At 64.5% G+C, this 24441-nt stretch carries 27 protein-coding genes and 1 pseudogene; 14 read left to right on the top strand and 14 right to left on the bottom strand.

Annotation, left to right across the window (positions count from 1 at the left end; translation table 11 throughout):
- Positions 1-125 precede the first annotated feature (125 nt).
- Positions 126-1076 carry a hypothetical protein gene (locus Q9R39_RS23005; RefSeq protein WP_311278307.1) on the bottom strand — a complete coding sequence of 317 codons (951 nt, stop codon included), beginning with the start codon at positions 1074-1076 and terminating at the stop codon, positions 126-128.
- 92 nt (positions 1077-1168) lie between these two features.
- A complete protein-coding gene (locus Q9R39_RS23000; protein ID WP_006438347.1) occupies positions 1169-1375 on the bottom strand; it encodes a heavy-metal-associated domain-containing protein in 207 nt (68 codons plus the stop codon).
- Between the two features lie 157 nt (positions 1376-1532).
- Here Q9R39_RS23000 and Q9R39_RS22995 point away from each other — a divergent pair, with 157 nt between their 5' ends.
- Both Q9R39_RS22995 and Q9R39_RS22990 read left to right on the top strand, forming a co-directional pair.
- On the top strand, positions 1533-3215 hold the full coding sequence (locus tag Q9R39_RS22995) for a Mu transposase C-terminal domain-containing protein (RefSeq protein ID WP_058253861.1): 1683 nt from the start codon (positions 1533-1535) through the stop codon (positions 3213-3215).
- A gap of 4 nt (positions 3216-3219) precedes the next feature.
- Entirely contained in the window at positions 3220-3366 is a 147-nt protein-coding gene (locus tag Q9R39_RS22990; protein ID WP_175404389.1) for a hypothetical protein, read from the top strand.
- Positions 3367-3380: 14 nt separating this feature from the next.
- Here the strand turns inward: Q9R39_RS22990 and Q9R39_RS22985 are convergent.
- The 3 genes and pseudogenes from Q9R39_RS22985 to Q9R39_RS22975 all read right to left on the bottom strand — a co-directional run.
- Positions 3381-3728 (bottom strand): annotated as a pseudogene (locus tag Q9R39_RS22985) (class I SAM-dependent methyltransferase); the annotation flags it as partial.
- An 81-nt stretch (positions 3729-3809) separates the two neighbouring features.
- Entirely contained in the window at positions 3810-4307 is a 498-nt protein-coding gene (locus tag Q9R39_RS22980; RefSeq protein WP_231742688.1) for a DUF5313 family protein, read from the bottom strand.
- Positions 4238-4408, bottom strand: coding sequence for a YgaP-like transmembrane domain (locus tag Q9R39_RS22975; RefSeq protein ID WP_374100926.1), 171 nt, complete (start codon positions 4406-4408; stop codon positions 4238-4240). The genes Q9R39_RS22980 and Q9R39_RS22975 overlap by 70 nt, the downstream gene beginning before the upstream one ends.
- 303 nt (positions 4409-4711) lie before the next feature.
- Here Q9R39_RS22975 and Q9R39_RS22970 point away from each other — a divergent pair, with 303 nt between their 5' ends.
- Together Q9R39_RS22970 and Q9R39_RS22965 are read left to right on the top strand one after the other, a co-directional pair.
- Positions 4712-6799 (top strand): MMPL family transporter, encoded by a 2088-nt coding sequence (locus tag Q9R39_RS22970; RefSeq protein ID WP_058253864.1) that lies wholly within the window; start codon positions 4712-4714, stop codon positions 6797-6799.
- 115 nt (positions 6800-6914) lie between these two features.
- Positions 6915-7178, top strand: coding sequence for a metal-sensitive transcriptional regulator (locus tag Q9R39_RS22965; protein ID WP_058253865.1), 264 nt, complete (start codon positions 6915-6917; stop codon positions 7176-7178).
- Positions 7179-7271: 93 nt separating this feature from the next.
- Here the strand turns inward: Q9R39_RS22965 and Q9R39_RS22960 are convergent, their stop codons facing one another.
- On the bottom strand, positions 7272-7808 hold the full coding sequence (locus tag Q9R39_RS22960; protein ID WP_058253866.1) for a hypothetical protein: 537 nt from the start codon (positions 7806-7808) through the stop codon (positions 7272-7274).
- Positions 7805-9010 (bottom strand): FAD/NAD(P)-binding oxidoreductase, encoded by a 1206-nt coding sequence (locus Q9R39_RS22955; RefSeq protein ID WP_058253867.1) that lies wholly within the window; start codon positions 9008-9010, stop codon positions 7805-7807. Before Q9R39_RS22955 ends, Q9R39_RS22960 begins: the two co-directional genes overlap by 4 nt.
- A 578-nt stretch (positions 9011-9588) precedes the next feature.
- Between Q9R39_RS22955 and Q9R39_RS22950 the strand changes: the two genes are divergently transcribed.
- The 6 genes from Q9R39_RS22950 (at position 9589) to Q9R39_RS22925 (ending at position 15816) form a co-directional block, all read left to right on the top strand.
- Complete coding sequence (locus tag Q9R39_RS22950) at positions 9589-10983, top strand: rhodanese-like domain-containing protein (RefSeq protein ID WP_058253883.1); 1395 nt, start codon at positions 9589-9591, stop codon at positions 10981-10983.
- A gap of 496 nt (positions 10984-11479) precedes the next feature.
- Positions 11480-12223 carry a GntR family transcriptional regulator gene (locus Q9R39_RS22945; protein ID WP_231742692.1) on the top strand — a complete coding sequence of 248 codons (744 nt, stop codon included), beginning with the start codon at positions 11480-11482 and terminating at the stop codon, positions 12221-12223.
- 28 nt (positions 12224-12251) lie between these two features.
- Entirely contained in the window at positions 12252-12590 is a 339-nt protein-coding gene (locus tag Q9R39_RS22940; protein WP_082653028.1) for a rhodanese-like domain-containing protein, read from the top strand.
- Position 12591: 1 nt separating this feature from the next.
- Positions 12592-13434, top strand: a complete 843-nt coding sequence (locus Q9R39_RS22935) for a sulfite exporter TauE/SafE family protein (protein ID WP_058253870.1) — start codon at positions 12592-12594, stop codon at positions 13432-13434.
- 79 nt (positions 13435-13513) lie between these two features.
- Positions 13514-15286, top strand: coding sequence for a cytochrome c oxidase subunit I (gene ctaD, locus Q9R39_RS22930; protein WP_058253871.1), 1773 nt, complete (start codon positions 13514-13516; stop codon positions 15284-15286).
- On the top strand, positions 15283-15816 hold the full coding sequence (locus Q9R39_RS22925) for a hypothetical protein (RefSeq protein ID WP_058253872.1): 534 nt from the start codon (positions 15283-15285) through the stop codon (positions 15814-15816). Before ctaD ends, Q9R39_RS22925 begins: the two co-directional genes overlap by 4 nt.
- A 609-nt stretch (positions 15817-16425) precedes the next feature.
- Here the strand turns inward: Q9R39_RS22925 and Q9R39_RS22920 are convergent.
- Entirely contained in the window at positions 16426-17262 is an 837-nt protein-coding gene (locus Q9R39_RS22920) for a sigma-70 family RNA polymerase sigma factor (RefSeq protein ID WP_240199324.1), read from the bottom strand.
- 33 nt (positions 17263-17295) lie between these two features.
- Here Q9R39_RS22920 and Q9R39_RS22915 point away from each other — a divergent pair, with 33 nt between their 5' ends.
- Positions 17296-17511, top strand: a complete 216-nt coding sequence (locus tag Q9R39_RS22915; RefSeq protein WP_058253873.1) for a YgaP-like transmembrane domain — start codon at positions 17296-17298, stop codon at positions 17509-17511.
- A gap of 22 nt (positions 17512-17533) precedes the next feature.
- On the opposite strand, the gene Q9R39_RS22910 is transcribed toward Q9R39_RS22915, so the two are convergent.
- The 3 genes from Q9R39_RS22910 to Q9R39_RS22900 form a co-directional block, all read right to left on the bottom strand.
- A complete protein-coding gene (locus tag Q9R39_RS22910) occupies positions 17534-18706 on the bottom strand; it encodes a hypothetical protein (protein ID WP_058253874.1) in 1173 nt (390 codons plus the stop codon).
- The gene (locus Q9R39_RS22905) at positions 18707-19114 is read right to left on the bottom strand and encodes a DUF302 domain-containing protein (RefSeq protein WP_058253875.1); all 408 of its coding nucleotides are present in this window, start codon (positions 19112-19114) and stop codon (positions 18707-18709) included.
- 75 nt (positions 19115-19189) lie between these two features.
- Positions 19190-19693, bottom strand: coding sequence for a hypothetical protein (locus Q9R39_RS22900; RefSeq protein WP_058253876.1), 504 nt, complete (start codon positions 19691-19693; stop codon positions 19190-19192).
- 106 nt (positions 19694-19799) lie between these two features.
- On the opposite strand from Q9R39_RS22900, the gene Q9R39_RS22895 reads away from it, so the two are divergent.
- Together Q9R39_RS22895 and Q9R39_RS22890 are read left to right on the top strand one after the other, a co-directional pair.
- Positions 19800-20528 (top strand): thioredoxin domain-containing protein, encoded by a 729-nt coding sequence (locus tag Q9R39_RS22895; RefSeq protein WP_058253877.1) that lies wholly within the window; start codon positions 19800-19802, stop codon positions 20526-20528.
- Between the two features lie 11 nt (positions 20529-20539).
- Positions 20540-21412 (top strand): cytochrome c biogenesis CcdA family protein, encoded by an 873-nt coding sequence (locus Q9R39_RS22890; RefSeq protein WP_058253878.1) that lies wholly within the window; start codon positions 20540-20542, stop codon positions 21410-21412.
- A gap of 37 nt (positions 21413-21449) precedes the next feature.
- On the opposite strand, the gene Q9R39_RS22885 is transcribed toward Q9R39_RS22890, so the two are convergent.
- The 3 genes from Q9R39_RS22885 to Q9R39_RS22875 form a co-directional block, all read right to left on the bottom strand.
- Positions 21450-21797: a DsrE family protein gene (locus tag Q9R39_RS22885; RefSeq protein WP_058253879.1), complete on the bottom strand. Its 348-nt coding sequence runs from the start codon at positions 21795-21797 to the stop codon at positions 21450-21452.
- On the bottom strand, positions 21794-22411 hold the full coding sequence (locus tag Q9R39_RS22880) for a bifunctional 2-polyprenyl-6-hydroxyphenol methylase/3-demethylubiquinol 3-O-methyltransferase UbiG (RefSeq protein WP_058253880.1): 618 nt from the start codon (positions 22409-22411) through the stop codon (positions 21794-21796). Before Q9R39_RS22880 ends, Q9R39_RS22885 begins: the two co-directional genes overlap by 4 nt.
- Positions 22412-22527: 116 nt before the next feature.
- Entirely contained in the window at positions 22528-23154 is a 627-nt protein-coding gene (locus tag Q9R39_RS22875) for a peroxiredoxin (protein WP_058253881.1), read from the bottom strand.
- A gap of 116 nt (positions 23155-23270) precedes the next feature.
- Here Q9R39_RS22875 and Q9R39_RS22870 point away from each other — a divergent pair, with 116 nt between their 5' ends.
- Positions 23271-23891 (top strand): GntR family transcriptional regulator, encoded by a 621-nt coding sequence (locus Q9R39_RS22870; RefSeq protein WP_175404390.1) that lies wholly within the window; start codon positions 23271-23273, stop codon positions 23889-23891.
- Positions 23892-24441: the final 550 nt, after the last annotated feature.

Raw genomic sequence — 24441 nt, 5'->3', positions numbered from 1 at the left:
CATCGACGGCGCCTGTCTGCTCGGCGGTGGCCGCAGGTGGGTGGATCGGAGCTGAGGTGGTCATGGGGGGTTCCTCGTTGGGTGAATGCCTCGGCGCAATGCCCCGGGTGGCGCTGGTCAGCGAGTTAGTGTCCGGCGTGCGGATCGGCCGAGGGGGCCGTGGAGTCAGGTGTCGGGGCCGGGGCGCCGGTGGGGGCATCGAGAACGAAGGTGGCGGTGTGCACAGCGCCGTCGACCTGGAAGTCGAGGTAGAGCAGATAGCGGCCCGGGGTGGGGGCGGTGGTGGCGAAGCGGACCTGTGGTCCCGCGAGTTGACCGGCGGTCGGTGCCGCGCCCTCAGGGTGAACATGCAGGTAGGCCAGGTCGCCCTGACGCAGAGCCACCAAGTGACCGAAAGCGCCCAGATACGGCTGCAAGGTAGTGACCGGTTGTCCTGCTCGCCGCACGGTGACGGTCAATTCGGACTCGGCTCCCGCGCGCAGATGACCGGCCAGCTCGATGTCGAACCCGTCGACGGATGACTGTCGTGATTCGGCGGCGGCTGGGGCCGGCTGGTAGTCACCGCTGACTTCGACGGTGCTGGTCAGGGTGAGGGGTTGACCGGTGGCGGCGGGCACGAAGTCGGCATAGATCCGGTAGCTGCCTCCCGTCGCCCACTGCCAGGGCAGCGACCAGCGCCCTTCGGGCGAGAGAGTGGGGTGCACGTGTCGAAAGTAGGCGCCATCCGCGCGGACGACGATCAGGTGCAGCTGCTTGTCGTGCTCGGTGGCGAAGTCGGTGACCGCGGCCCCGGCGGCGTCGAGGATCTCAAAGCTCAGCGGTGCTTGCATCCCGGGCGCATGGGGTGCCACCACATTTCCCAGGATGAAGCCGCCTGCTGCCAGCGAAACCCCGCGAACCTGATCGGCACCGGGGGACGCAGATGATGACGGTTGGGCAGTGTGGCCGACATGGGTGGACTCGGCCGACGACGGTCGTGGCCGATCGGGTGCGACACCCGCGGCGATGGCATAGGCCGCGGCGAAAACTATCAGCAGAGCCGCAGCGAAGACGCCGAGCTTGGTTGGAACATTCATCGCTGGATTCCTGTCATCGGTGGTGGCGACACACACGCCGCCCGGAGAAGGGCTGAAGTCGCCAGTGGGCAGACACTTCAGCCCCTCATCGGCTACTGCGCCAGGTGGTAGCCGGCCTCTTCGACCGCGACGCGGATCGCGTCGGGCTCGATCGGGGCCGAGCTGGAGATGGTGACTTGCCCGCTGGCCACGTCGACCTCGACGTCGGTCACGCCGGCCAGTGCTCCGACTTCTTCACGCACCGACGACGCGCAGTGCCCACACGTCATTCCGGAGACGATCACTGTCGATGTGCTCATGAGATGTGCCCTTTCGGTACAGCAGTTGTCAACTTCAGAAGACGGCTGCACTCGTTGCAGGCGTTTCGAGGGTGAGTGCACGTGTCTTCTGACATTCTGATGTCAGAAGTGCGGTGCACGGTCGCACGCTCGGCTCTCGGTGACAGGGAGGCTTGTGATGGACCCCGACAAGCTCGACGTCGTGGAGACCGGTGTGCTGACAGCGTCGGGGGAGCGGTGGTCTCAGGCTGAGGCCCGTTTCGCTGTCCTGGCTCCCTTGCTGGAGATGCATCCGGTGCGTTCGGAAGCGGTCGACGATGCCGCGCAACGGTTGGGATTGTCCAGGCGGCAGGTCTACACGTTGGTCGGCAGGCTCAGGAACGGGACGGGGACAGTCACCGATCTTCTGACGAAGGTCTCGTCGGGAGGGCGTGGCCGCAGCCGAGTGACGGCTGAGGTCGAGGAAGTGATCGGCGATCATCTTACCCGCTATTTTCTTCACCGCCAGAAGCTGAGTGTCGCTGCGCTGCACCGACGTATAGCACTGGCGTGCCACCGCGCGGGTCTGCCAGTGCCGGCCAGAAATACCGTCACCGCGCGTATCGCCGCGCTCCATCCGGCATCGGTGGCCAGGTCACGTGGAGGACCCGATGCCGCCCGCCCACGTCAGTCCGCCGGCGACAGTCCACCGACGGTTTCCGGGATTCTCGATCAGGTCCAGATCGACCACACCGTCGTTGATCTGATGGTCGTTGACGAGTACGAGCGGCAACCGATCGGCCGCCCCTACCTGACGATCGCCATTGATGTCTTCAGCCGTTCCGTACTCGGGTTCGTCGTCACTCTGGAGCCGCCGTCGTCGATATCGGTCGGGTTGTGCCTGGAACGCGTCTGCTGCGAGAAGCAGACATGGCTGGAGGCGTGCAAGCTCGCGGAGCAGGTGCAGTGGCCGATGGCAGGGAAGCCGAAACAGTTGTATCTCGACAACGCCTCCGAGTTCAAAAGCGAAGCGCTGCGCCGCGGATGCGCCCAGCACGCCATCACACTCGAATACCGTCCTCCGGGCCGACCGCACTACGGCGGGATCGTCGAACGCATCATCGGAACGGCGATGACGGCGGTGCACGAGCTGCCTGGGACCACCTTCTCGAACCCAGCGGACCGAGGAAGTTACGACTCGGACAAGCACGCGGCGTTGACATTGCGTGAGTTGGAGCGCTGGCTGGTCCTGGCCATAGCCGCGTATCACGTGAGCGTTCACACAGGGATCGGGAACACTCCGGCCGCCGTGTGGGCCGGCGAGGTCGCCGCAGTTGGTCACGCCCCTCGTGTGGTGCTCGGCGAAACCGCGTTCCTGGTGGACTTTCTTCCCGTCATCCGGCGACGTCTGACGCGCACGGGCTTCGTTCTCGATCACGTGCACTACTTCTCGAACGCGCTCAAACCGTGGGTTGCGCGGCGAGAGGACCTGGGGCGGTTCGTGATACGACGTGACCCACGCGATTTGAGCAGAATCTGGGTCCTCGAACCAGACGGTGCCGGCTATGTCGAGGTGCCGTACCGGACGATGTCACATCCCGCGGTGACACTGTGGGAGCACAGAGCTGCTATCGCCCGTCTCCGCGAACAAGGTCGGTCGAACGTCGATGAGAGCGCACTGTTTTCGATGATCGAGCAGATGCGCGAGGTCACCGACCGCTCGCAGAAAGCCACCCGCAAAGCCCGGCGCAACCGTGCCCGCCGCACGCATCTCACCGGCGACGCCGCGTGTGCACCGATCCCGGCGATCCACCCGCCGGTGGAGCCTCGAGCGGACGGCGGCACCGCAACGCCTGTCTTCAGCGACATCGAGGAATGGTGAGGCGATGACCGCATCGACAGGAAGCAGCGACGAACCCACCGAGTCGTCCATCGAGGATGTGGGGCACCTGCGGGAGTCGGTTCGACCGCTCACCGCACTCGACGACGCGGAGCGGATCCATCGAACCGGCCGGATCGACGAGGCGACGTGATCGGCGAGGAGCAACGTTCCACCTGGACGCAGCACTCGCGACATTTCCGCGAGCGCGATGTCCGTGGAGGGGATGGCGCAGAGCGAGAACGTGCACACCACGGTGTCGAAAGATGCATCGGGAAAATCCAGAGCGTGAGCGTCCCCGAGAGCTAGGCGAGCGTCGGGTCTGACGCCGGCGGCCCGAGTATGCGCCTGCGCGAGCATGTCCGGGCTCAGCTCGATTCCGGTCAACGACGTCCCTGCCGGGTAGTGCTCGAGATTGAGTCCAGTTCCCACTGCGACCTCGAGAACCTTGCCTCGGGCGCGACTGCAGATCCAGGACCTGGTGTCGCGGAAGAGGACTCGGTCGAGAAAGGTCATGTGTTTGTCGTAACCGGCCGCTTGCTTGTCCCAGAATCGCTGCCACCGGGCGAGACGGTGCGTTGGATCGACGACCATCGCTCAGTGCTCTCGGCCGGGAGCGATGGGTGCCGCGGCGGTGCGTGAGGCCCCGGGCTCGGGGTGCGCCGCGAGATAACGCTTCTTGACCAGTTCCGATTCCTGCGCTTTGCGGGAGTTCGTCAGATCGCGCGGCAGCATGTGCCGTACGAGGCGGCGTTGCCGATTCTCTTCCATGTACGAGGCGGTGAAGAACACCGAGAGCAGGACCGCGAGAAGCACCATGGAACCACGCAGCCACAGCTCACCCGGAAAGAACATGAACACGGCGTAGATGGGAAGAAACGGAACCTGGCCGCGAATCAGGTGCCGAACGACGGCGTGATCACCCGTCAGATCGTTGGCCACCCAGTCCGTCATGGTCGAGGGAAGAGTGCGGCCGAAGGCGTAGCTGACCCACTGCCACGGCGTAGGGCGGGTCCTGTCGCGGTTCACCGGGTCGGCGTCATTGTGCTCTGGCGCATCCCCAGCCGCCGCATTGCCAAGCTGGCCGGGCACCATCCGACTGCCGAGTACAGCAGCAGATTCCCGCCGACGAATGCTGTCAGGGCATGCCAGCGGCGGTCGTGAAGGGAACCGGCGGCGAGGCTGGCGAGGATCATGGTGCCCGCCAGCGCGGGGACTGCGCGTTCGATACTCGGTCCGCCGGGGCCGGTGAGAGTGTCGGTGCATGACATGCGGTAGAGCCTCGCTTCTCTGCGTGTGGTGCGGTCGTTCGTGCATACCCTAGGGGGTAGAAGGAATGGTATCACCATACCCCTGGGGGTACTGTGTTACGGTTTCTCCATCATCCCGACCAGTAAGGACATGATGTGAGTTCTACGGACGTTCGAACCGACGAGAGTTCTGCAGACAGCTCGCCGCCAGGGATCACCGGGGGGCCGTTGGCGCGCTTCGGTGCGCGCATGGCAGGCAATTTCAAGTGGGTGGTGACCGCGTGGCTCGTGGTGATCATCGGATTGGGAGCGTTTGCCCCGTCGGTGTTCGGCTCTCTCGCCGGTGCCGGTTGGCAGGCCAATGGATCGGAGTCGGTCCAGGTTCGCGAACTCGCACAGGAGCACTTCGGCGGGAACTCTTCTGCCGCGATACAGGTTGTGGTGCACTCGGACACCGAGCAGGTGACGGATCCCGCTGTTGCGGCTGTCATTTCCGAGGTCACCGACATTCTGGCCGCTGACTCGCGGATTTCCGAGGTGATCCCCCCGCAACCGGGGATGTCGATCAGCCCCGACGGGCACACCGGAATCCTCATCGGTGGAGCGAACGGGACGACCGACGAGATGGTGAAGGCCGTCGACGATCTCAAGGGTGACTTGACCGCAGCCTCCACGGACTCGATCGAGGTCTACCCGACCGGAGCATCGGCGCTGTGGAGTGACTTCAACAAGGCCAACCACGACGCGATGATCAAGGCCGAAATCATCTCCTGGCCGGTCACATTGGCGATCATGGTGCTTGCGTTCGGATCGCTCGTCGCGGCAGGTCTGCCCCTGCTGTTGACGCTGGCCGGTCTGGTGGCATCTGCGGGTGGCTTGGTTCTGCTGAACGAAATCACGCCGATCTCGGTGTGGGCCATGAACTTTGCGATGATGTTCGCGCTGGCGCTCGGTATCGACTACGCGCTCTTCCTCGTCGTTCGATTCCGGGATGCGCTCCGTAAGACCATCGACGCCGGACGGATCGACCCGCAGCGTGCAGTGGCAGAAACGATGGACACGGCAGGCAAAGCAGTCCTGCTGTCCGGTCTGACCGTGCTGATCAGCTTGTCTGCCGTGCTTCTGGTACCGGCACCTGCTGTGCGCACGATGGCGGTGGGCATCATGCTCGCGGTGGTGTTCGTCCTCGCGGCCACCCTCACACTGCTCCCCGCAGTTCTGGGCAAACTCGGAGCCAAGGTCAATGCCGGGTCCCTCCCGTACGCGAAGCGACAGGTGCACCGTTCGCCGAAATTCGCGTCCTGGGGTCAGCTGCTGCACAAGCATCCGTGGCCGTTCGCCATCGGCTCGCTGTTGATTCTGGTGGCGCTGTCGATTCCGGCACTGGGCCTGAAGGTCGCCATGCCGTCCATTTCGGTTGTGCCCGAGGACGCTCCGGTCCGGCAGGGCTACGAACTGGTGCAGGCGCAGATGGGTGAAGGTGCACCAGGAATGCTGCAGATCATCGCCCCCACATCGGAGGCGGAGCAGACCGCACAGATCGCAGCGAGCGTCGACGGCGTATCGATGGTGACGCCGCCCATGCCCGCCATGGACGGATCCGACTTCGTCATGCTGCAGGCCATCCCGAACGTGGACCCGTCGGACCCCGCACTCGAGACCACACTCGACGCGTTGCGTGCCGAGCTGCCCGAGGGAGCGATCGTCGGCGGTGCACCCGCGGAGAACCTGGACCTGCAGACCGCGTTGAACGAGTATCTGCCGATCGTGGTGTCGGTGATCCTCGTACTCGGATTCCTGCTGCTGCTGATCGCACTGCAGGCACCGCTGATCGCCCTGCTGGGGACCGTGGTCAGCCTGCTGTCCACCGGAGCGGCCTTCGGTGTGGCGAAGCTGATCTTCCAGGACGGTCACGGCTCGTCGCTACTCGGATTCACCCCGCAAGGATTCCTGAACGGCTGGGGACCGGTGTTCTTCTTCGCGATGATCTTCGCAATCGCGATGGACTACACGGTGTTTCTGCTGTCGAGCGTCAAGGAACACTACGAGAACACCGGTGATCCGCACGGTTCTCAGGTCGACGGAATGGCGCATTCGGGTCGGGTTATCTTCGCGGCTGCCGCGGTGATGATCGCGGTGTTCTTCTCGTTCGCGCTCGCCGAACCACTGCCACCCAAGGAGATGGGAATCATCCTCGGCGTCGCCGTACTGCTGGACGCGATACTCATCCGCCTGGTTCTGCTGCCGGTGTTGTTGCGGTTGACCGGCCACGCCGCATGGTGGTCACCCACGTGGTTACGAGCAGTACTACCCAAGATCGGCTTCTCGCACAGCTGAGTGTCAGCAATCTCGAGCAACACAGTGGTGGCCGATACCGTCCGGTGTCGGCCACCACGACCACTCTTACCCCTAGGGGTAAACTGGAGTTTCATCGAACGAAGGACTGAACGACATGACCGGTGACACCGAAAGCATCGCATTGGTATTGAACCGTCTGCGGCGTGCGCAGGGTCAGCTTGCAGGAGTGATTGCCATGATCGAGAGCGGTCGGGACTGCAAGGATGTCGTCACCCAGCTGGCCGCGGTATCGAAGGCTCTCGATCGGGCGGGCTTCAAGATCGTGGCCACCGGACTCCGTGAGTGCATCACGGGCGCGGAGACGGGCGAGAAGATGACCGAGGCCGAGCTCGAGAAGCTGTTTCTCGCCCTCGCCTGACAACGGTCCGATCACCCCCGCATCGATGCACGGGGGTGATCGGAGCGAGGCAGGGTATTCGGTTCGAGGTGGGGTGATCGGGCCCGCGACGTGTCAGCTCCTGCGCGCTGGACCGGGCTGCTCGTCCGGGCGGGTGAACACCACACGTGCCCAGAGAACAGTGGAGAGCAACGCGGCCACCGCACCCAGATACAGTCCGATCGATGGACCTGCCACCGTCGCGGTCGGTGCCAGTGACTGACGCGCCCAGATCGCAAGCACACCGAACACCGTGGTGACACCGTTGCCCGCCAAAGCCAGAGCAGCCCACCGAAACCGCCGAACCAGTCGCGCGATCGAGGCCGCTACGACGGTGAACGTGAGAGTGAATGCGGTGAACAGCGTCGCCAACACGCCCGCTGACTCCGCGTCGGCGCTTTCGGTGCGCAGAAGAACGTCGTACCCGTGTGCGCCGCCGGTGTGCGGAAGCGCCATTCCGAGCACGGCCGCCGACACCAGAACGAACAGATACGGGGTGAGCCGGGTGATCACCACCTCCGGTATCACGCGTCGTTCGATGGCCTCGAACACCGACCGGTAGTGGCTCAGGTCGCCCTCGCGGTCGTAACTGTGCGGCGGTCGACCGTTCACGCTCGGCCGGTGAGAATGGCATTCCAATACAACGCCGGCAGTCCGCGTCTCTTGAGGAACCACATGTCGCGGCGTTCGCGGGTGGTGTCGATCAGCGGTATCGAGGGAGCCGGCTGCATCGTGTAGTCGAACTCGGCCAGAAGCATCGTCTTGCGAGAGGTGGTCAAGGGGCAGGAGGCGTACCCGCCGTACTGTGCGGTCAGTGGACGGCCGGCGATGCTCGCCTGCAGGTTCTCGGCAACCACGGGTGCTTGCTTGCGGATGGCGGCACCGGTCTTGGAGTTCGGTGACGATCCGGCGTCACCGAGGGCGAAGATGTTGTCGAACCTGTTGTGTCGCAGTGTGTTCTTGTCGATCTGGACGTATCCGGCTGGATTCTCGGGGTCCGCTATGGGGCTGGCCTTGATCCAGTCCGGTGCGGATTGGCGCGGTACGACGTGGAGCAGGTCGTAGGGTAGCTCGTCGGTGGTACCTGCGCTGTTATCAGTGATCGTCACCGATCGGCCGTCCGGGTCGACGGCGGTGACTTCGCTGTTCTTGCGCACCTCGATGCCGTAGCGCGCCACGACTCGTTCGAGCTCCTCGGCGAACACCGGTACCCCGAACATTCCGGGTGTGGGCAGGACGAGGACAACTCGGATGGCGTCGAGCACGCCCTGCTCTCGCCAGTAGTCGGCCGCGAGGTACGCGATCTTCTGCGGGGCACCCGCGCATTTGATGGGGCCGGACGGCATCGTGAACACTGCGGTGCCCGACCGCATCTTCTGAATCATCTGCCACGTCTTGGGCGCGAGATCGTAGCGGTAGTTGCTCGAGACCTGCGGGGTGTCGATCGATTCGGCCATGCCGGGCACCGAATCCCAGTCGAGCTGGATGCCGGGGCACACCACCAGGTGGTCGTAATGGATCGTAGTTCCCGAGGAGGTGCTGACCGTCTGGGCATCCGGGTCGACCCCCTCGGCGCGATCCTTGATCCAGCCGACGCCCTGGGGCATCACCGACGCCTCGCTACGCGCACTTTCCGCGGCCGGGGCGCGGCCTCCACCGACGAGCGTCCACAAAGGTTGGTAATAGTGGGTCTCTGCCGGCTCGATGATGCCGATGTCGGTCATTCCTGCTCGCCGCAGACGTGCCGCGAGCGAAATACCGGCGTTGCCTCCGCCGATGATCGCGACTTTGTGGTCGATGGTGTGCGCGGACATGTGGTCCTCCTGTTCGAGACACGAGCTCGGTGAGCTGTCTCGATTTCGGTTGGTGCCGGGGTGGTTCAGCTCGACGTCGGTGTGGCGCGAGCTGAGTGGTCACGACATTGGTGGTCACTGAGGCCAGGTGCACTGCATCCACAGCAGTCGTGCTGGAAGGTCATTCCGGCGTTCGAGCAGGTGGTGCAAGGACACGTGCCGAGGTGTACGTTGCCCTCTCCTTGATTGATCGTCCGGATGTACGTACATTATGGATGAGGCTAGTCGCCGATTCCGGCAAACGCCACACTCGGGACGAATGAAGTTTCCTCGTCCATCCCGAGTCGGCGAGTGCCGGACGACTGAGGAGGACGTGATGGTCGGCAACCGCTGCGGTGCCGCTGTGAGTCGTCGCGCCTCGCTGGATCGGCCGGTTCCCACGCCCCTGGGTGTTCGTTGGTATGCCGACCCAATCCACCTCCACCCCGTGAGATCGGGAGCGTGCGCCTCGCCGCACAGGACCTCTTGAAAATACCCCACGGGGTACCATGAATCTTGACACCTGTACGAACGCCGCCACGATCGACAAGGAGATTTCGATGCTTCTCGAACGCATCTACGACGAAGACCTCGCCCAAGCCGGATACTTCATCGGCTGTCAGGCCAAGGGGGAGGCAGTGGTGGTCGACGCCCGCCGCGACATCGGTGTGTATCTGGACCTGGCCGCTCGGCATGGCATGACCATCACCGCCGTGACCGAGACCCACATCCATGCCGACTACCTGTCCGGCACTCGCGAGCTAGCCGAGGCCACCGGGGCGGTCACCTACGTCTCAGGAGAGGGCGGCGACGACTGGCAGTACGGCTTCGAGGCCGAACGCCTCCACGATGGTGACACGCTGGCTCTGGGTAACATCACCGTGCAAGCCGTTCACACGCCCGGTCATACCCCGGAGCACCTCTCGTTCCTGGTGACCGACGGTGCCTTCGCCGATGCTCCGGGATACATGTTGACGGGCGACTTCGTCTTTGCCGGCGATCTCGGCCGACCGGACCTACTCGACGAAGCTGCAGACGGTGTCGACACCCGGTTCGAGGGTGCCAAACAGATCTTCCGCAGCCTGAAGCGATCGTTTGTCACGCAGCCGGACCATATCCAGGTCTTTCCGGGTCACGGTTCGGGCAGTGCCTGCGGAAAAGCTCTCGGCGCGCTCCCGTCGACCAGCGTCGGCTACGAACGCCGTTTCGCTTGGTGGGCCGGGTATGTCGAGCGCGACGACGAGCAGGGCTTCGTCGATGAGATGCTCGACGGCCAACCGGATGCACACGCCTATTTCGGCCGGATGAAGCGTCAGAACAAGCAGGGCCCGGTCGTTCTCGGGCCACTCTCTCCGCTGCACGAGTACGACTCCGCAGACTTGGCACGCGCTCTCGACTCCGACGAGGTCGTCCTCCTCGACACCCGCGGCCACGATGAGGTGCACGGCGGCGCTGTCCCCGGAGCGCTCAACATCCCCGGCATCGGCAAGGCAGCCTCGTTCGGTGCCTGGGTCTACGACCCCGAGCGAGAGGACACTCCACTGGTGGTGCTCGCCGAGGACCGCACTGTCGCCGACGAGCTCCGTGATCACCTGCTGCGGGTCGGCATCGATACGGTGACCGGGTACGTCACAAGTCTACGAGGACTCCCCATGACGACACCCGAGACAATCGGTGCGGACGAGCTGGATTCGTTCGACTCGGCAATGGTGCTGGACGTGCGCAACAAAACCGAACACGCCGACGGCCACATACCTGGCTCCGAACAGCTCAGCGGCGGCCGATTGCTGTGGAACCTCGACGGACTGCCCACGGGCGGACCGATCGTGACCTATTGCCAGAGTGGCGTCCGTAACGCGGTCGCAGCCAGCGCCCTGCGCCGCGCCGGCTACCGAGTTGTCGAACTCGAGGGCAGTTACGCCGCCTGGGCCGAGCGCAAGCTCGAAACAGTCTGATCGAACACGCCCGAATCGGGGGCGGTCGTGCTGTCCGCCGCCGGTTCGGTCCTGTGCTCGCCCTGTCGGCTCGTTGCCACCTGCGGTAGAGCAGACCCCGGGGCGACACTCCCGATCCGGTACCCGACTGGGAAGCGAGGTGATGCCGCGTCGCTGCGCCGACGGATTCGCCAGGTTCGGCGCGATCTCCACCAGGAGCTCGTTCGTGCTCGGCGAGAACTTTTCTCGATGCGAGGGTCGTCTCGTTGCGTGTCGACGACGCCGACGGATGGTCCGTCGGGGGACGGGGGAGCTGCGGTCCCCGAGATCCTCGGTCGACATCGCTTCGACGCGTAGGGAGCATCACCGCCGTCCGTACGGATGTACGTACATTTGTTGTACAGTGGCCCCGAGGGTCAGCAGCAGGCGGCTCGAATTCGGATTCCGACACAGATCGACAGGAGGGCCTCTGATGGTTGAACCAGATCGCAGTGCCGCGCTCGACCGCTCCAGTGCGATGCCGCTGTGGGCGCAACTGCATGCCGATCTGGTCCGCCGAATCGGTGACGACGAATTCGCCGGCTCCGAGTTCCCGGGCGAGCATGCGTTGACGACGAGCTACGGCGTCAGCCGTCACACCACCCGCGAGGCCCTGCGGCACCTGCGGAACGAAGGAATCCTGATTGCAGAGCGTGGCCGGCCTTCTCGGTTGGCGGCTCCGCCGGTGATCGAGCAGCCACTCGGTGCGCTCTACAGTCTCTTCGCTGCTGTGGAAGCCACGGGTGTTGCTCAGCACAGCGTGGTGCGTGCACTCGAACTGCGGACCGACCCCGCGGTGGCCGCTACCTTGCAGGTCGGTCCCAAGGCTCCGCTGCTCTACCTGGAGCGCATCCGTATGGCAGGGACCATGCCGTTGGCGCTCGACTATGCCTGGTTGCCGGGGGATCTGGCACGCGACCTCCTGGATGCGGACTTCACTCACACGGCTCTGTACATCGAGCTCGAGAAACGCTGCGGCATCCGCCTGACCGGTGGCCGCGAGGACGTCACTGCCGTCGTCCCGGATCCGGAGGATGCGGCAGCACTCGAACTCGATTCGAAGACCGCCGCGCTGTCGATCCGCCGCTTGGGCTGCATGAATTCCCGGCCGGTGGAGTTGCGGCACACAGTGATTCGAGGAGATCGGTTCACCGTCTCGGCCACGTTCTCACCGAGCGAGGGCTATCGCTTCGTGCCGGCCACGCCGCTGCACGCCCTGTAAGCACCCACTGATCCAAGGAGCGTTGTTCATGACTGAAGCACCACCGGAAGCCGATCCGGCCGCCGCACACGCACTGATCGCCGAATCAGGAGCCATCCTGATCGATGTCCGCGAGGACGACGAATGGGCAGCCGGCCACGCCCCGGACGCCGTCCATGTACGCCTCGGCGATCTCGATCCTGCTGCCTACCCTCCTGATCAGAAATTGGTCGTGGTGTGCCGCTCGGGCGCTCGGTCGAGCAAAGCTGTCGCGGCCCTCACTGATGCCGGTCGCACAGCGCACAATCTGTCGGGCGGAATGAAAGCGTGGCACGAAGACGGCCGCCCTGTGGTCCGCGATGACGGCACCCCCGGCGCAGTGATCTGACATGATCGCCACCCTCGCGATCGCAGTCGCCGCAGGGATTCTCATCGGGCTCTCCCTCGGCGCACTCGGTGGTGGGGGATCGATACTGACTGTTCCTGCCCTGGTGTATCTCCTGGCGGTCGAACCGCAATCGGCAACGAGCGCCTCGCTGATCATCGTCGGAATCACCTCGATCATCGCGGCCGTCAGCCATGCGCGAGCACTGCACGTTCGGTGGCGGGCAGCGGCAGTGTTCGGAATCCTGGGCTCGGTCACCGCCTTCGGTGGATCGATCCTCAACCGATCGGTCGACCCGCAGATCTTGCTGCTCGCGTTCGCGGCACTGATGATCGTCGCCGCCGGCGCGATGCTGCGCCGCACCAGGCGCGGACACGATACGGACCTGCCGACACCGAACCCGGCCGAGACCCCGGGAACACGCCCGAGCGCCGTCGCGGTCGCCACCAAGCCCGCAAAAGTGAAGATCACCGCGTCGCAGGTAGTCAAGCTGGTCGCCTCCGCGCTCGTCGTCGGCTTCCTCACGGGTTTTCTGGGAGTGGGTGGCGGCTTCCTCATCGTCCCCGCTCTGGTTCTGGCACTGGGCTACTCGATGCCCGTCGCGGTCGGAACGTCACTGGTGATCATCTCCATCACCAGCGCGGGGGCCTTCATCGAACGCCTCGGCACGGGTGCCGCCATCCCGTGGGAGATTGTCGTACCGTTCACCCTCGCGGCAATTGCAGGCTCGTTCGCAGGAAAAGTCATCAGCGACAAAGTCACTGCCACCACACTCACCCGTAGCTTCGCCGCCCTGTTGCTCGCCGTGGCCGTCTACGTCACCGTCCAGGCCTCCATGGCCCTGTAACGCACATCGTTGTGCATCACAGCCTATTTCTGCGCACGCAAATGCGGCGCATCGCACACCTGGATCGAGGAGATCGTCGATGACCGCACTGATTCCCCGCCCTGAGGCGGCCAGGCCGTATCCGATGCGTCACGAGCCGAAGGGCTCGACGCTGTTCCAGCTGGTGACCACCACCGATCACAAGACGATCGGCAAGATGTATCTGGTCACCTCGTTCGGGCTCTTCCTCATCGGCGGGTTGATGGCGCTGCTCATGCGCACCGAACTCGCCGTACCGGGGTTGCAGTTCCTGTCCAACGAACAGTACAACCAGCTCTTCACCATGCACGGCACGATCATGCTGCTGCTCTACGCCGTCCCTGTCGCATACGGATTCGCCAATTACATTCTGCCGCTGCAGATCGGGGCACCCGACGTCGCGTTCCCGCGACTCAACGCGTTCGCGTACTGGCTGTATGTCTTCGGATCGCTGATCGTGCTCGCCGGGTTCATCACCCCGGGAGGTGCCGCGGACTTCGGGTGGACCGCCTATACGCCGCTGACGAGCGCACTGCATTCCCCCGGTGTCGGTGCCGACCTGTGGGTACTGGGCCTGATCCTGTCCGGCTTGGGCACGATCTTGGGTGCGGTCAACTTCATCACCACCGTGGTGTGCCTGCGCGCACCCGGCATGACTATGTTCCGGATGCCGGTCTTCACCTGGAACATGCTCGTGACCTCGGTGCTGGTACTGCTGGCGTTCCCGACCTTCGCGGCCGCGTTGGCCGGGCTGGCCTTCGATCGACACTTCGATGGTCACGTGTTCGACCCGGCGACCGGGGGAGCGGTGCTCTGGCAGCACCTGTTCTGGTTCTTCGGCCATCCCGAGGTCTACATCGTCGCGCTCCCGTTCTTCGGCATCGTCTCCGAAATCTTTCCGGTCTTCAGCCGCAAACCCATCTTCGGCTACAAGGGTCTGATCTTCGCCACCCTCGGCATCGCAGCGCTCTCGATCACGGTGTGGGCGCACCACATGTACGCCACCGGAGCTGTTCTGCTGCCGTTCTTTTCGTTCATGTCCTTCCTCATCGCCGTGCCGACCGGGGTGAAGTTGTTCAACTGGATCGGCACCATGTGGCGAGGACAGGTCACCCTGGAAACCCCGATGCTGTTCAGCATCGGATTTCTGATCACGTTCCTGTTCGGCGGACTGACCGGTGTGCTGCTGGCCAGCCCCCCGATCGATTTCCACGTCACCGACACCTATTTCGTGGTGGCGCACTTCCACTACGTGCTGTTCGGGACCATCGTCTTCGCCACCTACGCCGGGGTGTACTTCTGGTTTCCCAAGATCACCGGACGCATGCTCGACGAACGCCTCGGCAAGTGGCACTTCTGGACGACGTTCGTCGGGTTCCACATGACGTTCCTGGTCCAGCACTGGCTCGGCAACGAAGGGATGCCGCGCCGATACGCCGACTACCTGCCCTCCGACGGATTCACCACCTTGAACCTGATCTCCTCGATCGGAGCGTTCATCCTCGGGCTGTCCACGCTGCCGTTCGTGTGGAACGTGTTCAAGTCCTACCGATACGGCGAGGTCGCCACCGTCGACGATCCGTGGGGCTACGGCAACTCTCTCGAATGGGCCACCACCTGCCCACCGCCCCGCCACAATTTCACCGAAATACCCCGGATTCGCTCCGAGCGGCCGGCGTTCGAGCTGCACTACCCTCACATGGTCGAGCGCATGCGCACCGAAGCCCACGTCGGGCTGACGGGCCACACCGCCGACGTGCGGGCACCCTCCGAAATCATCGCCGACGGCGTCGAAGAGGGCACCGCCAGCGGGACCCCAGAGGACAGACGGTGACGAGCACGCGGAGACTGCGCTCGACAGGTGCCGCTGTCCTGGTACCGGGGCGAGTGTCGTACGCGATCGCGGTCGCCATGGGGTTCTACGTGCTCGCGCTGATACTGGTGTTCACCTTCCTCGTCCCTCGACTCTCACCCGGGTCGGCGACCGCTGTCACCGCTGCCGTGGTGGCCGGCTTCGCGGTGCTGCTGATGGCGGCGATGATGTTCGCAGCCCGCACACCGCTGCATCCTGCAGCGGTGTCTCCGGTCCGCGACACGGCGGCGGAGCGAGAGGACGACATCGTCGAAGGGTGGGCGGTGGTCCTGAGCATCGACATCGATTCACGACGGGTGGAACTGGAAGTGACGGTGCCCGGGTCCGGAACGTACCGGTGCGATGTGCGTGCAGAACGGTCGACCGTCCGCGCACTGGTGACCGGTGCCACTATCTCGGTGTGGGTCGATCCTCATCATCGTCGGTCGTTGACCTTGGTCGGGGTCGGTCCGAGCATCGGCGACGATACCTCCGGGAACGGGCGTTGCTGATCGAGCAACCTCGCCCGCACCCCGCGGCGGCGCAAATCCGGGGTCGCAGACGTCGATCGCAACTACCCTCGACTGCCCTCCGGACGGCTGGCTGCGCCGGTGGCCGACGTGAGTGTGCCTGCGTGACATCGATTGTCCCGCGACGGAGCCCCCGCTTGCCGGCGATGGCGAGTGTGGTCGTGGTGTTGCACCTGATCGGGTGGGGGCTGTTCGTTCACTACGATGCGGACCTGCGCATGCACGGTCCGACCGGTCGACGCCGCGACAGGCGAGACCACGAAGACCGGGACCGCGACAACCGAGATCGCGAAGAAATGTGACTCGGGTCGCAGCCCTGGCAGGATCAGGGCTGCGGACCGCGATCTACTTCTTGGAGAACATGCGGGAGAACAATCCCGGTGACTTCGGATCGGAGTCGTGCCCCTTGCAGCGATTGGACGCCGGAACGCCCCGCATCACCTGATCGACGTGTTGACCACATCCCGCCCAGGTCGTTTTTCCGCATTTCTTGCACGTGACAGCCCTGCACATGAGTCTCTCCTTCGGTCGATAATTCACTTCCCAATATACCCTATGGGGTATCTGATTCTGGGTGTCGGGGATGATCGGTCATCGCGGTGGGCGGGGTCCGCCCAAGTGGGCGACGTCGCAGACGAACTGTTCGGGTACCGCGCTGGTCCACGGCCGCAGGCCGAGTGCGGTCTTGATACCGATCAGGGCCTGTGCGATGGGTGGGCACCGGCGACACTGCCGCAGGTGCGTATCGATGCGGGCCGAGGCGTCGACATCGAGACGCCCGTCCAGGTAGTCCGATGCCGCGGCGAGTGTGCGCCGGCACGCCTGGGAGTCGTTTCGCGGGTGTGCGGGACCGTTGTCGAGGGCGCGTAGCAGCTTCACCCGTGCGCGGTGGATGCGCTTGTACACCGCCGCGGTGGTGAGCGCGCCGACCGCACCGATCTGTGTCGCCGTCCAGCCCTCGCCGTCGTGCAGTGCCAGGACCATTCGATCCTCGACGGTCAACGTCGCCAGCGCCGCTCGCACCGTGGACCGATCGCTGAGCGCCTGCGCCACCGTCTCGGGATGCTCGAGGTCGCTGATCGGTCCATCGATGTCGCCCGTGCCCGACGGTTCGGTGCGCTGATTCTCCGCGCGTGCGGCCACATCGCGGGCACGATTGATCGCGATTCGATACAGCCACGTCGAGAGCGCCGATTCGGATCGAAACGTTCTCCGGTTGCGCCACGCGCGTTCGAGGACGTCCTGCACCAGATCGTCGGTATCGGCCGGTGATCGTGTTATCGCGGCTGCGAAGCGACGAAGAGTCGTGCCCTGGTCGATCAGATCGCGCGCGAAGCGCTCGTCGTATGCCGCGCTGTCGAGGTCGGGGCTGGGCTGTTCGCGCGAGGAGCCGCGGATTGGTCCACTTCGGCGTTCTCGCCCGTCCAACAGTGAAAGTCCCTCTACAGAACTGGAATCATCATGTCGTTCGTCGAATTCATGCGCAGTACTGCCGGACGCGCACCGCGCATCGTCGTGGGAATCGCTCTGATCGTGGTCGCCGTCGCACTCGGCGGTGTCGGGGGCATCGTGGTGGGAGTGATCGGCGGCGTCTTCGTTCTGACCGGGGTGATCAACGTGTGTCTGCTCGGCCCGCTGTTCTCCGTCGATCTTCGAGGTCGACCCAAGACGTCCTGAACAGGGCGCGCGGGCGGGCAGCTCAGAAATGGGGGATCACCTTGAACGCGGTGTACCCGTCGCTGCTCTGGGCCAATGCGACACCGTTCGAGGTCACTGCTGTCGGTGCGGCACTCGGTGATGTACCGGTGACGCGGCCGGAGGTCGCATCGATGGCAGTCACCCCCGAGTCCGACGCGCCGTAGACGACGCCGCCGACCAGAGCGAAGCGGTCGGCACCGGGAAATTGATCGGCGGTGAAACCTCGGGTGCCGTATTGCTCGAACAGGACAGCGATGCCGTCGTCGGTGAGGTCTGCGGTGGTGATCATCGTCGCCCCGCTACTGCTGTCGGCGGTCACCACCATCGGACTGCGGCTACCGCTGATCCATCGGATCTCGGCATCGGAGAGTCGATAGACCGCCTGGATCGGTTCGGGACGGGTCGGGATCGTCCATGCCACGACCACTGCATTGCCGGCGGTGGCGACGAATCGTGCGGTCCCGGGGATCGCTGCGGGGGGCGGGGTGAGGGTGTCGGTGGACCAGGCGGTGTTGCCGGTGTCGGCGGTCACGATGCGCGCTGTGTCGCCGTCGACGGTGACCGCGTATCCACCGGATTCGGAGATCGCACCCGTCAGGTCGGTGCGGTGTCCGTCGGTTGCCGAGATGGCGGCCACGGCCGCGGGCTTTGCTGTCTGCGAGCAGTCGGCGTCGATCAGCAGCCCGGACCCGGTCAGGCAGCCTGCAGTGGAGACCGGACCCCATACGAGGTCGCCGGTGCGGGTATCGCGGGCGGTCATCGTGGCCGGTGCACCCGAACCGGGATCATCGATGTCCTCGGTGATCAACAGCTCACGGTTGTGTGTGCTGGTCACCGCGAACTTGTCGCGATCGGCGGGTACGTCCACGCCGAACCGTGGTGTGCCGGTGTCGTCGAGTACCTGCACCCGGTGCGAACCGGATGCGTCCGAGGAGTCGACGACTCCGACGAACCCGTCCTTGACGATCTTCGGCTGCGACAAGAACGGGATCGACCACAATGCCGTGTCTCCGAAGCCCGCGGGCGGCGCGGACGGCGACGACGGGTGCGCCGCCGGATCAGTGCCCGTGGCCTCTCGAGCAGGCGAGGAACTGCATCCCGACACCACCGCGACGGCGCACAGTGCAACGGTCCCGATCGCCGCCGCCGCTCTGCCGATACGGTGCGCACCCATCTACGTGGTGGTGCTGTCTCCGCCGAGTGCCATGATCGCGCTCTGCAGCAGTGCTGTGGCCCGGTCGGCGACCTCGGCCAGGCCCGCTGCATCCGAGAGCCCCACCATCACCTGGGGGTTCATCGCTTCGACGATGGTGCTGCTGCCGTCGGCTCGCACCACCACGTTGCACGGCAGCAGCAACCCCACCTGCCGATCAGTGTCGATCGCAGCCTTCGCCAACTGCGGATTGCACGCGCCGAGAATGACGTAGCGTTCGATGTCGGCGTCGATCTTGCTCTTCAACGTCGACTGCATGTCGATCTCGGTGAGCACTCCGAACCCTTGTTCGGCGAGTGCCTCACGGGTTGCGTCGACAGTTTCCTCGAACGGCATGTCCACTCGGGTACCGATGGCCAATTCGGTCATAGTTCGTTCGGTTCCTTTCGATCGGTTCGGGTGTCGGTCACGCGATGGTCGGTGCGCGGGTGAGCAGGTGCTCGGTCATACTGCGCAGGACGCGGAGGTGCAGTCGCGTTTGCGCCATCGGACGATCACCGCTGCCGTCAGCATCGCCAGGGACACCCCGGCGAGGATGGGTTGTATCGGTGCCCACAACCCCAGTGCACCCGAGGTGCCGAGCGCGAGAAGTACCAGCTTGTTGCACACCGGACACCCGACGGCGAAGAAGGTCAGTACGACACCGAGAGCGGCGGGTGTGCCGGTCCGCTCGACCCGCGCGGGTTTGTCGATCCCGAACCACAGTGCGGTCAACAGGGCAGTGGCCAGCAGAACTGGAAGCTCCCACGCCCGCACCGGCACCTCACGGCCGAAGACCGGCGTGTCGATGATGTCGGTGGGAATGCCCACTACCAACACCGTGACCGCACCGGCGACGGTGCCGCGTGCCGCCCGTATCCCCCAACGCCCGTACCGAGCGATCACCTCGTCATCGGAACGGCCTGCGGTTTCGACGACGAGGCGGTCGGACGTGGCGGGCTCGGTCATCAGCGAGTATCTCCTACGGGTTGTAGTTGTGTGAGTAGGGTGACACTGTGAGGGTATACCCAGATGGGTATCGCTGCCAGTATTGCCGACTGCCGAAAGGTATTGCATGACTTCGACATCTCGCTCCACTCGCCGACGAGACATCGTGCTCCTGGCCATCGCCGTGGTGGTGGCGGCCGTGCTCGTGGGAGCTCTCGTGCTCGGAACGACAGGTGACGGCGAGCAGTCGGAGGCGGCACCGGACGCCGGGTCGAGCAGCGTGAGCGGCCCGCCGGTGATGGGACCGCTCGGCGATCTGGCGCACCGCGAGCCCGATGATCCGATGGCCCTCGGCGACGTCGACGCCCCGGTGGTGATGATCGCCTTCTCGGATTTCCGGTGTCCGTTCTGCGCCCAGTTCAGCCGGGAAACCGAGCCGCAGCTGATCGATCGATACGTCGATACCGGCACCCTGCGCATCGAATGGCGAGATCTACCCATTTTCGGGCAACAATCATTCGATGCGGCCCGGGCCGGACGCGCCGCCGCCGCCCAGGGCAAGTTCTGGGAGTTCACCCGCGCCGTCTACGCCGATGCACCCGAGACCGGTCACGCGGACCTGACACTGGAGACGCTGCAAAGCTACGCGCAACAAGCCGGGGTACCGGACTTAGCTCGGTTCACCGCCGCCGCCACCGGCACCGCATTCGATGCCGCGATCACCGCCGACTCCACCGAAGCGCAGTCGCTGGGTATCCCGGCCACTCCAGCGTTCTCGGTCAACGGTGATCCGGTTCTGGGCGCGCAACCGTTCTCGGAATTCGTCGATCTGATCGACACCGCAGCCGGCGCGTAGGGCGGCCCACGATGTCGCAGATCGGACTTCTCGGAGCATTTCTCGGCGGGCTGCTGGCACTTCTCAGTCCATGCTCGGCCCTGCTACTTCCTTCCTTCTTCGCGTACGCCTTCGACGGGGCCGGCAAGCTCGCCGGCCGCACCGGGATCTTCTACCTCGGGCTGGCAGCGGTCTTGGTGCCCCTCGGTGCCGGAGTCGGTGCCATCGGCTCGGCGATCACCCGGTATCGCGAGGTCACCACGATGATCGGCGGCGTGGTCATCATCGCCCTCGGAGTGATGATCATCGTCGGTCGCGGCTTCGCGCTGGGGTCCGCTCAGAGAGCAGCCGCGCGCATCGACGTCTCCTCCACCGGATCGGTGTTCGCCCTCGGCGCGGTCTACGGGCTCGCAGGGTTCTGCTCGGGACCCCTGCTCGGCGCGGTCCTGACCGTTGCCGTCGCCGGCGGTCAGGCCGTATACGGCGGAGTGCTCATGGCACTCTACGCAGCGGGGATGGTGATACCCCTGTTCGTGCTGGCGCTGGTCTGGGACCGATTCTCGCTCGGATCACGAACGTGGCTGCGCGGCAAGGAAATCAGCATAGGACCGCTGAAAACGCACACGACGTCTCTGATATCGGGGGTGCTTTTCATCGGTATCGGAGTGCTGTTCCTGCTCACGGAGGGCACAGCGAACCTCGGCGGCGTCATGGGGGTCGACAGTCAGTACTCGCTGCAGGTCTGGATCAGCGACGTGGCCGACGCGGTACCGAACACCGCAGTGCTCCTGATCGCAGTGCTGGTGATCATCGCAGTCCTGACGGTACGCATCGTCCGTGGTCGAGACCGCGACACCGCAGCCGAGTCCTCCGAGCTCGGTGAACGCGAGAACCGAACTCTCTGAGACGGTGTGCCTACGACACTGGAGCGGGGATGTGATGTCAGGTGTAGAGCTGTGACCACCCATCTCGCTGACGGCGAGCGAGATGGAGCACTGCAGCGAGAACCACTTCGACACCCATCAGCAGATCGTCGTCACCGAGCCCTCTGCCCTCCAGACTGTTACGGCATGCTTTCACCGTGATGGAGGCCGAATCGATCAACGCCCGCATCTCCAATGAGATATCCGAACACCGCAGGGCCGCATCGAGGCCCGGTCCGAAGCACACGACTTCGATCGTCACCAGCTCGGTCGCAGCATCGAGAAGGTTGTGGATCGCCCGCACCACGGCGGTGGGTGTGGTGTTGACGGCGAACACCACACGCAGGGGAGTCGGATGATCGGTCACGTGAAGGCTCCGTTCTTCAGATCACGGTGAGCTGCGGTGCCCCACGGCTGTGCATGGAGAAGAACATCGATGGCCCGACCTTCGCCGACAGGGCGGACCAGATGTTCCAGCTCGTGGACCTGCAATCCGCTCGCGGCGCGGGCGAGGTCGTCGATGGCGGGCAGGATCGACGGATCGGGTGGGCCTCCGACTCCGTGAGTGAAGTTCTCGAGCGCATGACCGAGATACAACAGCCGTCCACCCGGTGCGAGCCAGCTTCCTGCACCGGCAAGGACGGCAACCAACTCGTCGACCGGTAGATGCAGGAAGCCGATGGCCACCAGATCCACCGGGCCGGGTGGCTCCCAGGCCCGGACGTCGGCGACGGTGTAGTCGATCGACCGGTCCTCCCCGCCGCTGCGTGCGAGTTCGATTGCCACAGAAGAAAAATCGACAGCGTGCACTGTCCACCCCGCGTCGCCCAACCATCGAGCGTGGCGCCCGTCCCCGCACCCCAAATCGACCGCCCGACCAGGGGTCAGCTCCGCAAACCGCGCAGACAGTGCCGCCGCCGGGGCCGACCCCCACGGATGCTCGACGCTGCTGTACCGAGCATCCCAGTCCGACGAATTCACTGATTCACGCCTTTCCACTGTTGACCACCGCTGGGTCGGACAACCCGACGCGTCGACGAAGCTGTGAGTCACTTCACTGTACCCCGGGGGGGTAACAGTGTGAACGGGTGCCCTGGTCAGGGCTGCGCGGTCAACCGCAGATAAGGCTTCAAGGTTCGATATCCAGGGAACCGTGTTGTTGCCTCGTCGTCGGAAACGCCCAGTCCGATGATCACGTCTTGACCCGGCTGCCAGTCGGCGGGCGTAGCCACTGGCTGACCGTAGGTCAGTTGCAAGCTGTCGATCGCGCGCAGAATTTCCGTGAAGTTGCGGCCGGTGGACATCGGGTAAGTGAGGATCAGCTGTATCGACTTGTCCGGGGCGATGACGAACACCGAACGTACGGTGGCCGCCGCGCTGGCGCTCGGGTGAATCATGTCGTAGAGCTCGGAGACTGCGCGATCGGTGTCTGCGATCATCGGGAAATTCACTGCTGTGCCTTGCGTTTGACCGACATCGCCTTCCCATGCCAGATGCGAATTCACCGAGTCCACAGAAAGGCCGAGTAGCTTGACTCCACGTCGGTCGAACTCAGGTTTCAGCCGCGCTGCCGCACCGAGTTCGGTTGTGCATACGGGCGTGAAGTCACCGGGGTGGGAGAACAGCATTCCCCACGATTCTCCCAGCCATTCGTGGAAGGAGATCGTTCCTGTGGTTGTAGCGGCGGTGAAATCCGGAGCTGTATCGCCCAATCGAATACTCATCGGTGGCTCCTCTCAATTATCGGTGGAGCATAAATGATCGATCATTTATGATCGTACATGTGAAAGTCCCCTCGGAGTCGACGGATGCTCGGTCAAAGACAGGGCAGGGCGTCACGGTGACCGGTCTGCCCGAACAGATCAAAGATCTGCTGTGGGAACGAATAGCCGATGGCACGTACTCGCCAGGAGATCGGTTGATCGAGACGCGGATCGCTCGTGAGCTCGGCGTGAGCCAAGGTCCCGTCCGTGAAGCTCTTCGGCAGTTGGCCGGAATGGGCCTGGTGGTCTTCGAAGCCCACCGCGGGTGCCGAGTCAGACGGGTCGACCAGGACGAGCTCGATGAGGTGTCAGTGGTGCGCGCAGCACTGGAAGAGACAGCAGCACGACTTGCAGCCGGTCGCGGCATGGCGGTGGACCGCATTGCCGATGAAGTCGACGGTATGCGCTCCGCCGCCGTCGCCGCGAACGGTCGAGCATGGGTCGCGCACGCTATGGCATTCCATCGGCTCATCGTCGCGGCCTCCGGCAACAGCACACTGCTGTCGACGTGGGAGCATCTGTCGATCGAAGGTCGAACCGCTCAACTCGTATTGGCACCAGGATTCGACATGGGTGCCAGCACGGAACAGCACCAAGTAATACTCGAAGCGCTCGGTGCGGGCGATGCCGAAAGGGCCGCTCGGCTGTCCCGCGAACACGAAGAGACCTTCATCTGCGGCGACCCCACGTCAGATTGAGCGGAGGGCGCGACCACAACGACCGCAGCTGCCTCTGCTACGCGGCCCGTCACCTATCCAAACGGCAAGGCCGGTTCGGTGGATTCGGACGTCAAGCGACGCTATGCGCGATCCACATCCAGCCATAGTGACGGTGTATGAAACCCGTGCTCAGTTATTCGAAGATCGAACAAACCCGAACCGCGCCCCCCGGGGGGGGTAACGCGCCCTCTTATCGGAGGATTCCGTAGCACTCGCTCACGCCGCTCACTCTGATTCCGTTTGTCGGTGAGACGGCTGCTGGCTTCGTCAACGAGATTGTGGACATCACTCTTTAAGCTATGGCGACTTAGTCGACCCTCTAGTGCAGTCCACTTCTGACACAGTGCAGTCGTCTTCTGAAACTGACAGCAGTGGTGCCGACGACCCTCAGGAGGCCTGCCGCTGTGGCGTCTCGCCACACCACCTTTATACCCTACCCCCCTAGGGTAATCAATGGGTGGAGGTGGGTTGAGCTTCGGTGGGGGCGGAGACGCTGAGCCATCCGCGGCGGTGCAACATCAACAGGGCG

This window comes from Gordonia sp. AC31 (assembly GCF_031844505.1).
GTDB lineage: Bacteria > Actinomycetota > Actinomycetes > Mycobacteriales > Mycobacteriaceae > Gordonia > Gordonia hongkongensis.
This window is presented reverse-complemented; position numbering and strand designations above follow the sequence as displayed.

Coding starts and splice junctions, on each gene's coding strand:
- Q9R39_RS23005 (WP_311278307.1), bottom strand. CDS start 1,076: ATGAATGTTCCAACCAAGCTCGGCGTCTTCGCTGCGGCTCTGCTGATA.
- Q9R39_RS23000 (WP_006438347.1), bottom strand. CDS start 1,375: ATGAGCACATCGACAGTGATCGTCTCCGGAATGACGTGTGGGCACTGC.
- Q9R39_RS22995 (WP_058253861.1), top strand. CDS start 1,533: ATGGACCCCGACAAGCTCGACGTCGTGGAGACCGGTGTGCTGACAGCG.
- Q9R39_RS22990 (WP_175404389.1), top strand. CDS start 3,220: ATGACCGCATCGACAGGAAGCAGCGACGAACCCACCGAGTCGTCCATC.
- Q9R39_RS22980 (WP_231742688.1), bottom strand. CDS start 4,307: ATGGTGCCCGGCCAGCTTGGCAATGCGGCGGCTGGGGATGCGCCAGAG.
- Q9R39_RS22975 (WP_374100926.1), bottom strand. CDS start 4,408: ATGATCCTCGCCAGCCTCGCCGCCGGTTCCCTTCACGACCGCCGCTGG.
- Q9R39_RS22970 (WP_058253864.1), top strand. CDS start 4,712: ATGGCAGGCAATTTCAAGTGGGTGGTGACCGCGTGGCTCGTGGTGATC.
- Q9R39_RS22965 (WP_058253865.1), top strand. CDS start 6,915: ATGACCGGTGACACCGAAAGCATCGCATTGGTATTGAACCGTCTGCGG.
- Q9R39_RS22955 (WP_058253867.1), bottom strand. CDS start 9,010: ATGTCCGCGCACACCATCGACCACAAAGTCGCGATCATCGGCGGAGGC.
- Q9R39_RS22950 (WP_058253883.1), top strand. CDS start 9,589: ATGCTTCTCGAACGCATCTACGACGAAGACCTCGCCCAAGCCGGATAC.
- Q9R39_RS22945 (WP_231742692.1), top strand. CDS start 11,480: ATGCCGCTGTGGGCGCAACTGCATGCCGATCTGGTCCGCCGAATCGGT.
- Q9R39_RS22940 (WP_082653028.1), top strand. CDS start 12,252: ATGACTGAAGCACCACCGGAAGCCGATCCGGCCGCCGCACACGCACTG.
- Q9R39_RS22935 (WP_058253870.1), top strand. CDS start 12,592: ATGATCGCCACCCTCGCGATCGCAGTCGCCGCAGGGATTCTCATCGGG.
- ctaD (WP_058253871.1), top strand. CDS start 13,514: ATGACCGCACTGATTCCCCGCCCTGAGGCGGCCAGGCCGTATCCGATG.
- Q9R39_RS22915 (WP_058253873.1), top strand. CDS start 17,296: ATGTCGTTCGTCGAATTCATGCGCAGTACTGCCGGACGCGCACCGCGC.
- Q9R39_RS22910 (WP_058253874.1), bottom strand. CDS start 18,706: ATGGGTGCGCACCGTATCGGCAGAGCGGCGGCGGCGATCGGGACCGTT.
- Q9R39_RS22905 (WP_058253875.1), bottom strand. CDS start 19,114: ATGACCGAATTGGCCATCGGTACCCGAGTGGACATGCCGTTCGAGGAA.
- Q9R39_RS22900 (WP_058253876.1), bottom strand. CDS start 19,693: ATGACCGAGCCCGCCACGTCCGACCGCCTCGTCGTCGAAACCGCAGGC.
- Q9R39_RS22895 (WP_058253877.1), top strand. CDS start 19,800: ATGACTTCGACATCTCGCTCCACTCGCCGACGAGACATCGTGCTCCTG.
- Q9R39_RS22890 (WP_058253878.1), top strand. CDS start 20,540: ATGTCGCAGATCGGACTTCTCGGAGCATTTCTCGGCGGGCTGCTGGCA.
- Q9R39_RS22875 (WP_058253881.1), bottom strand. CDS start 23,154: ATGAGTATTCGATTGGGCGATACAGCTCCGGATTTCACCGCCGCTACA.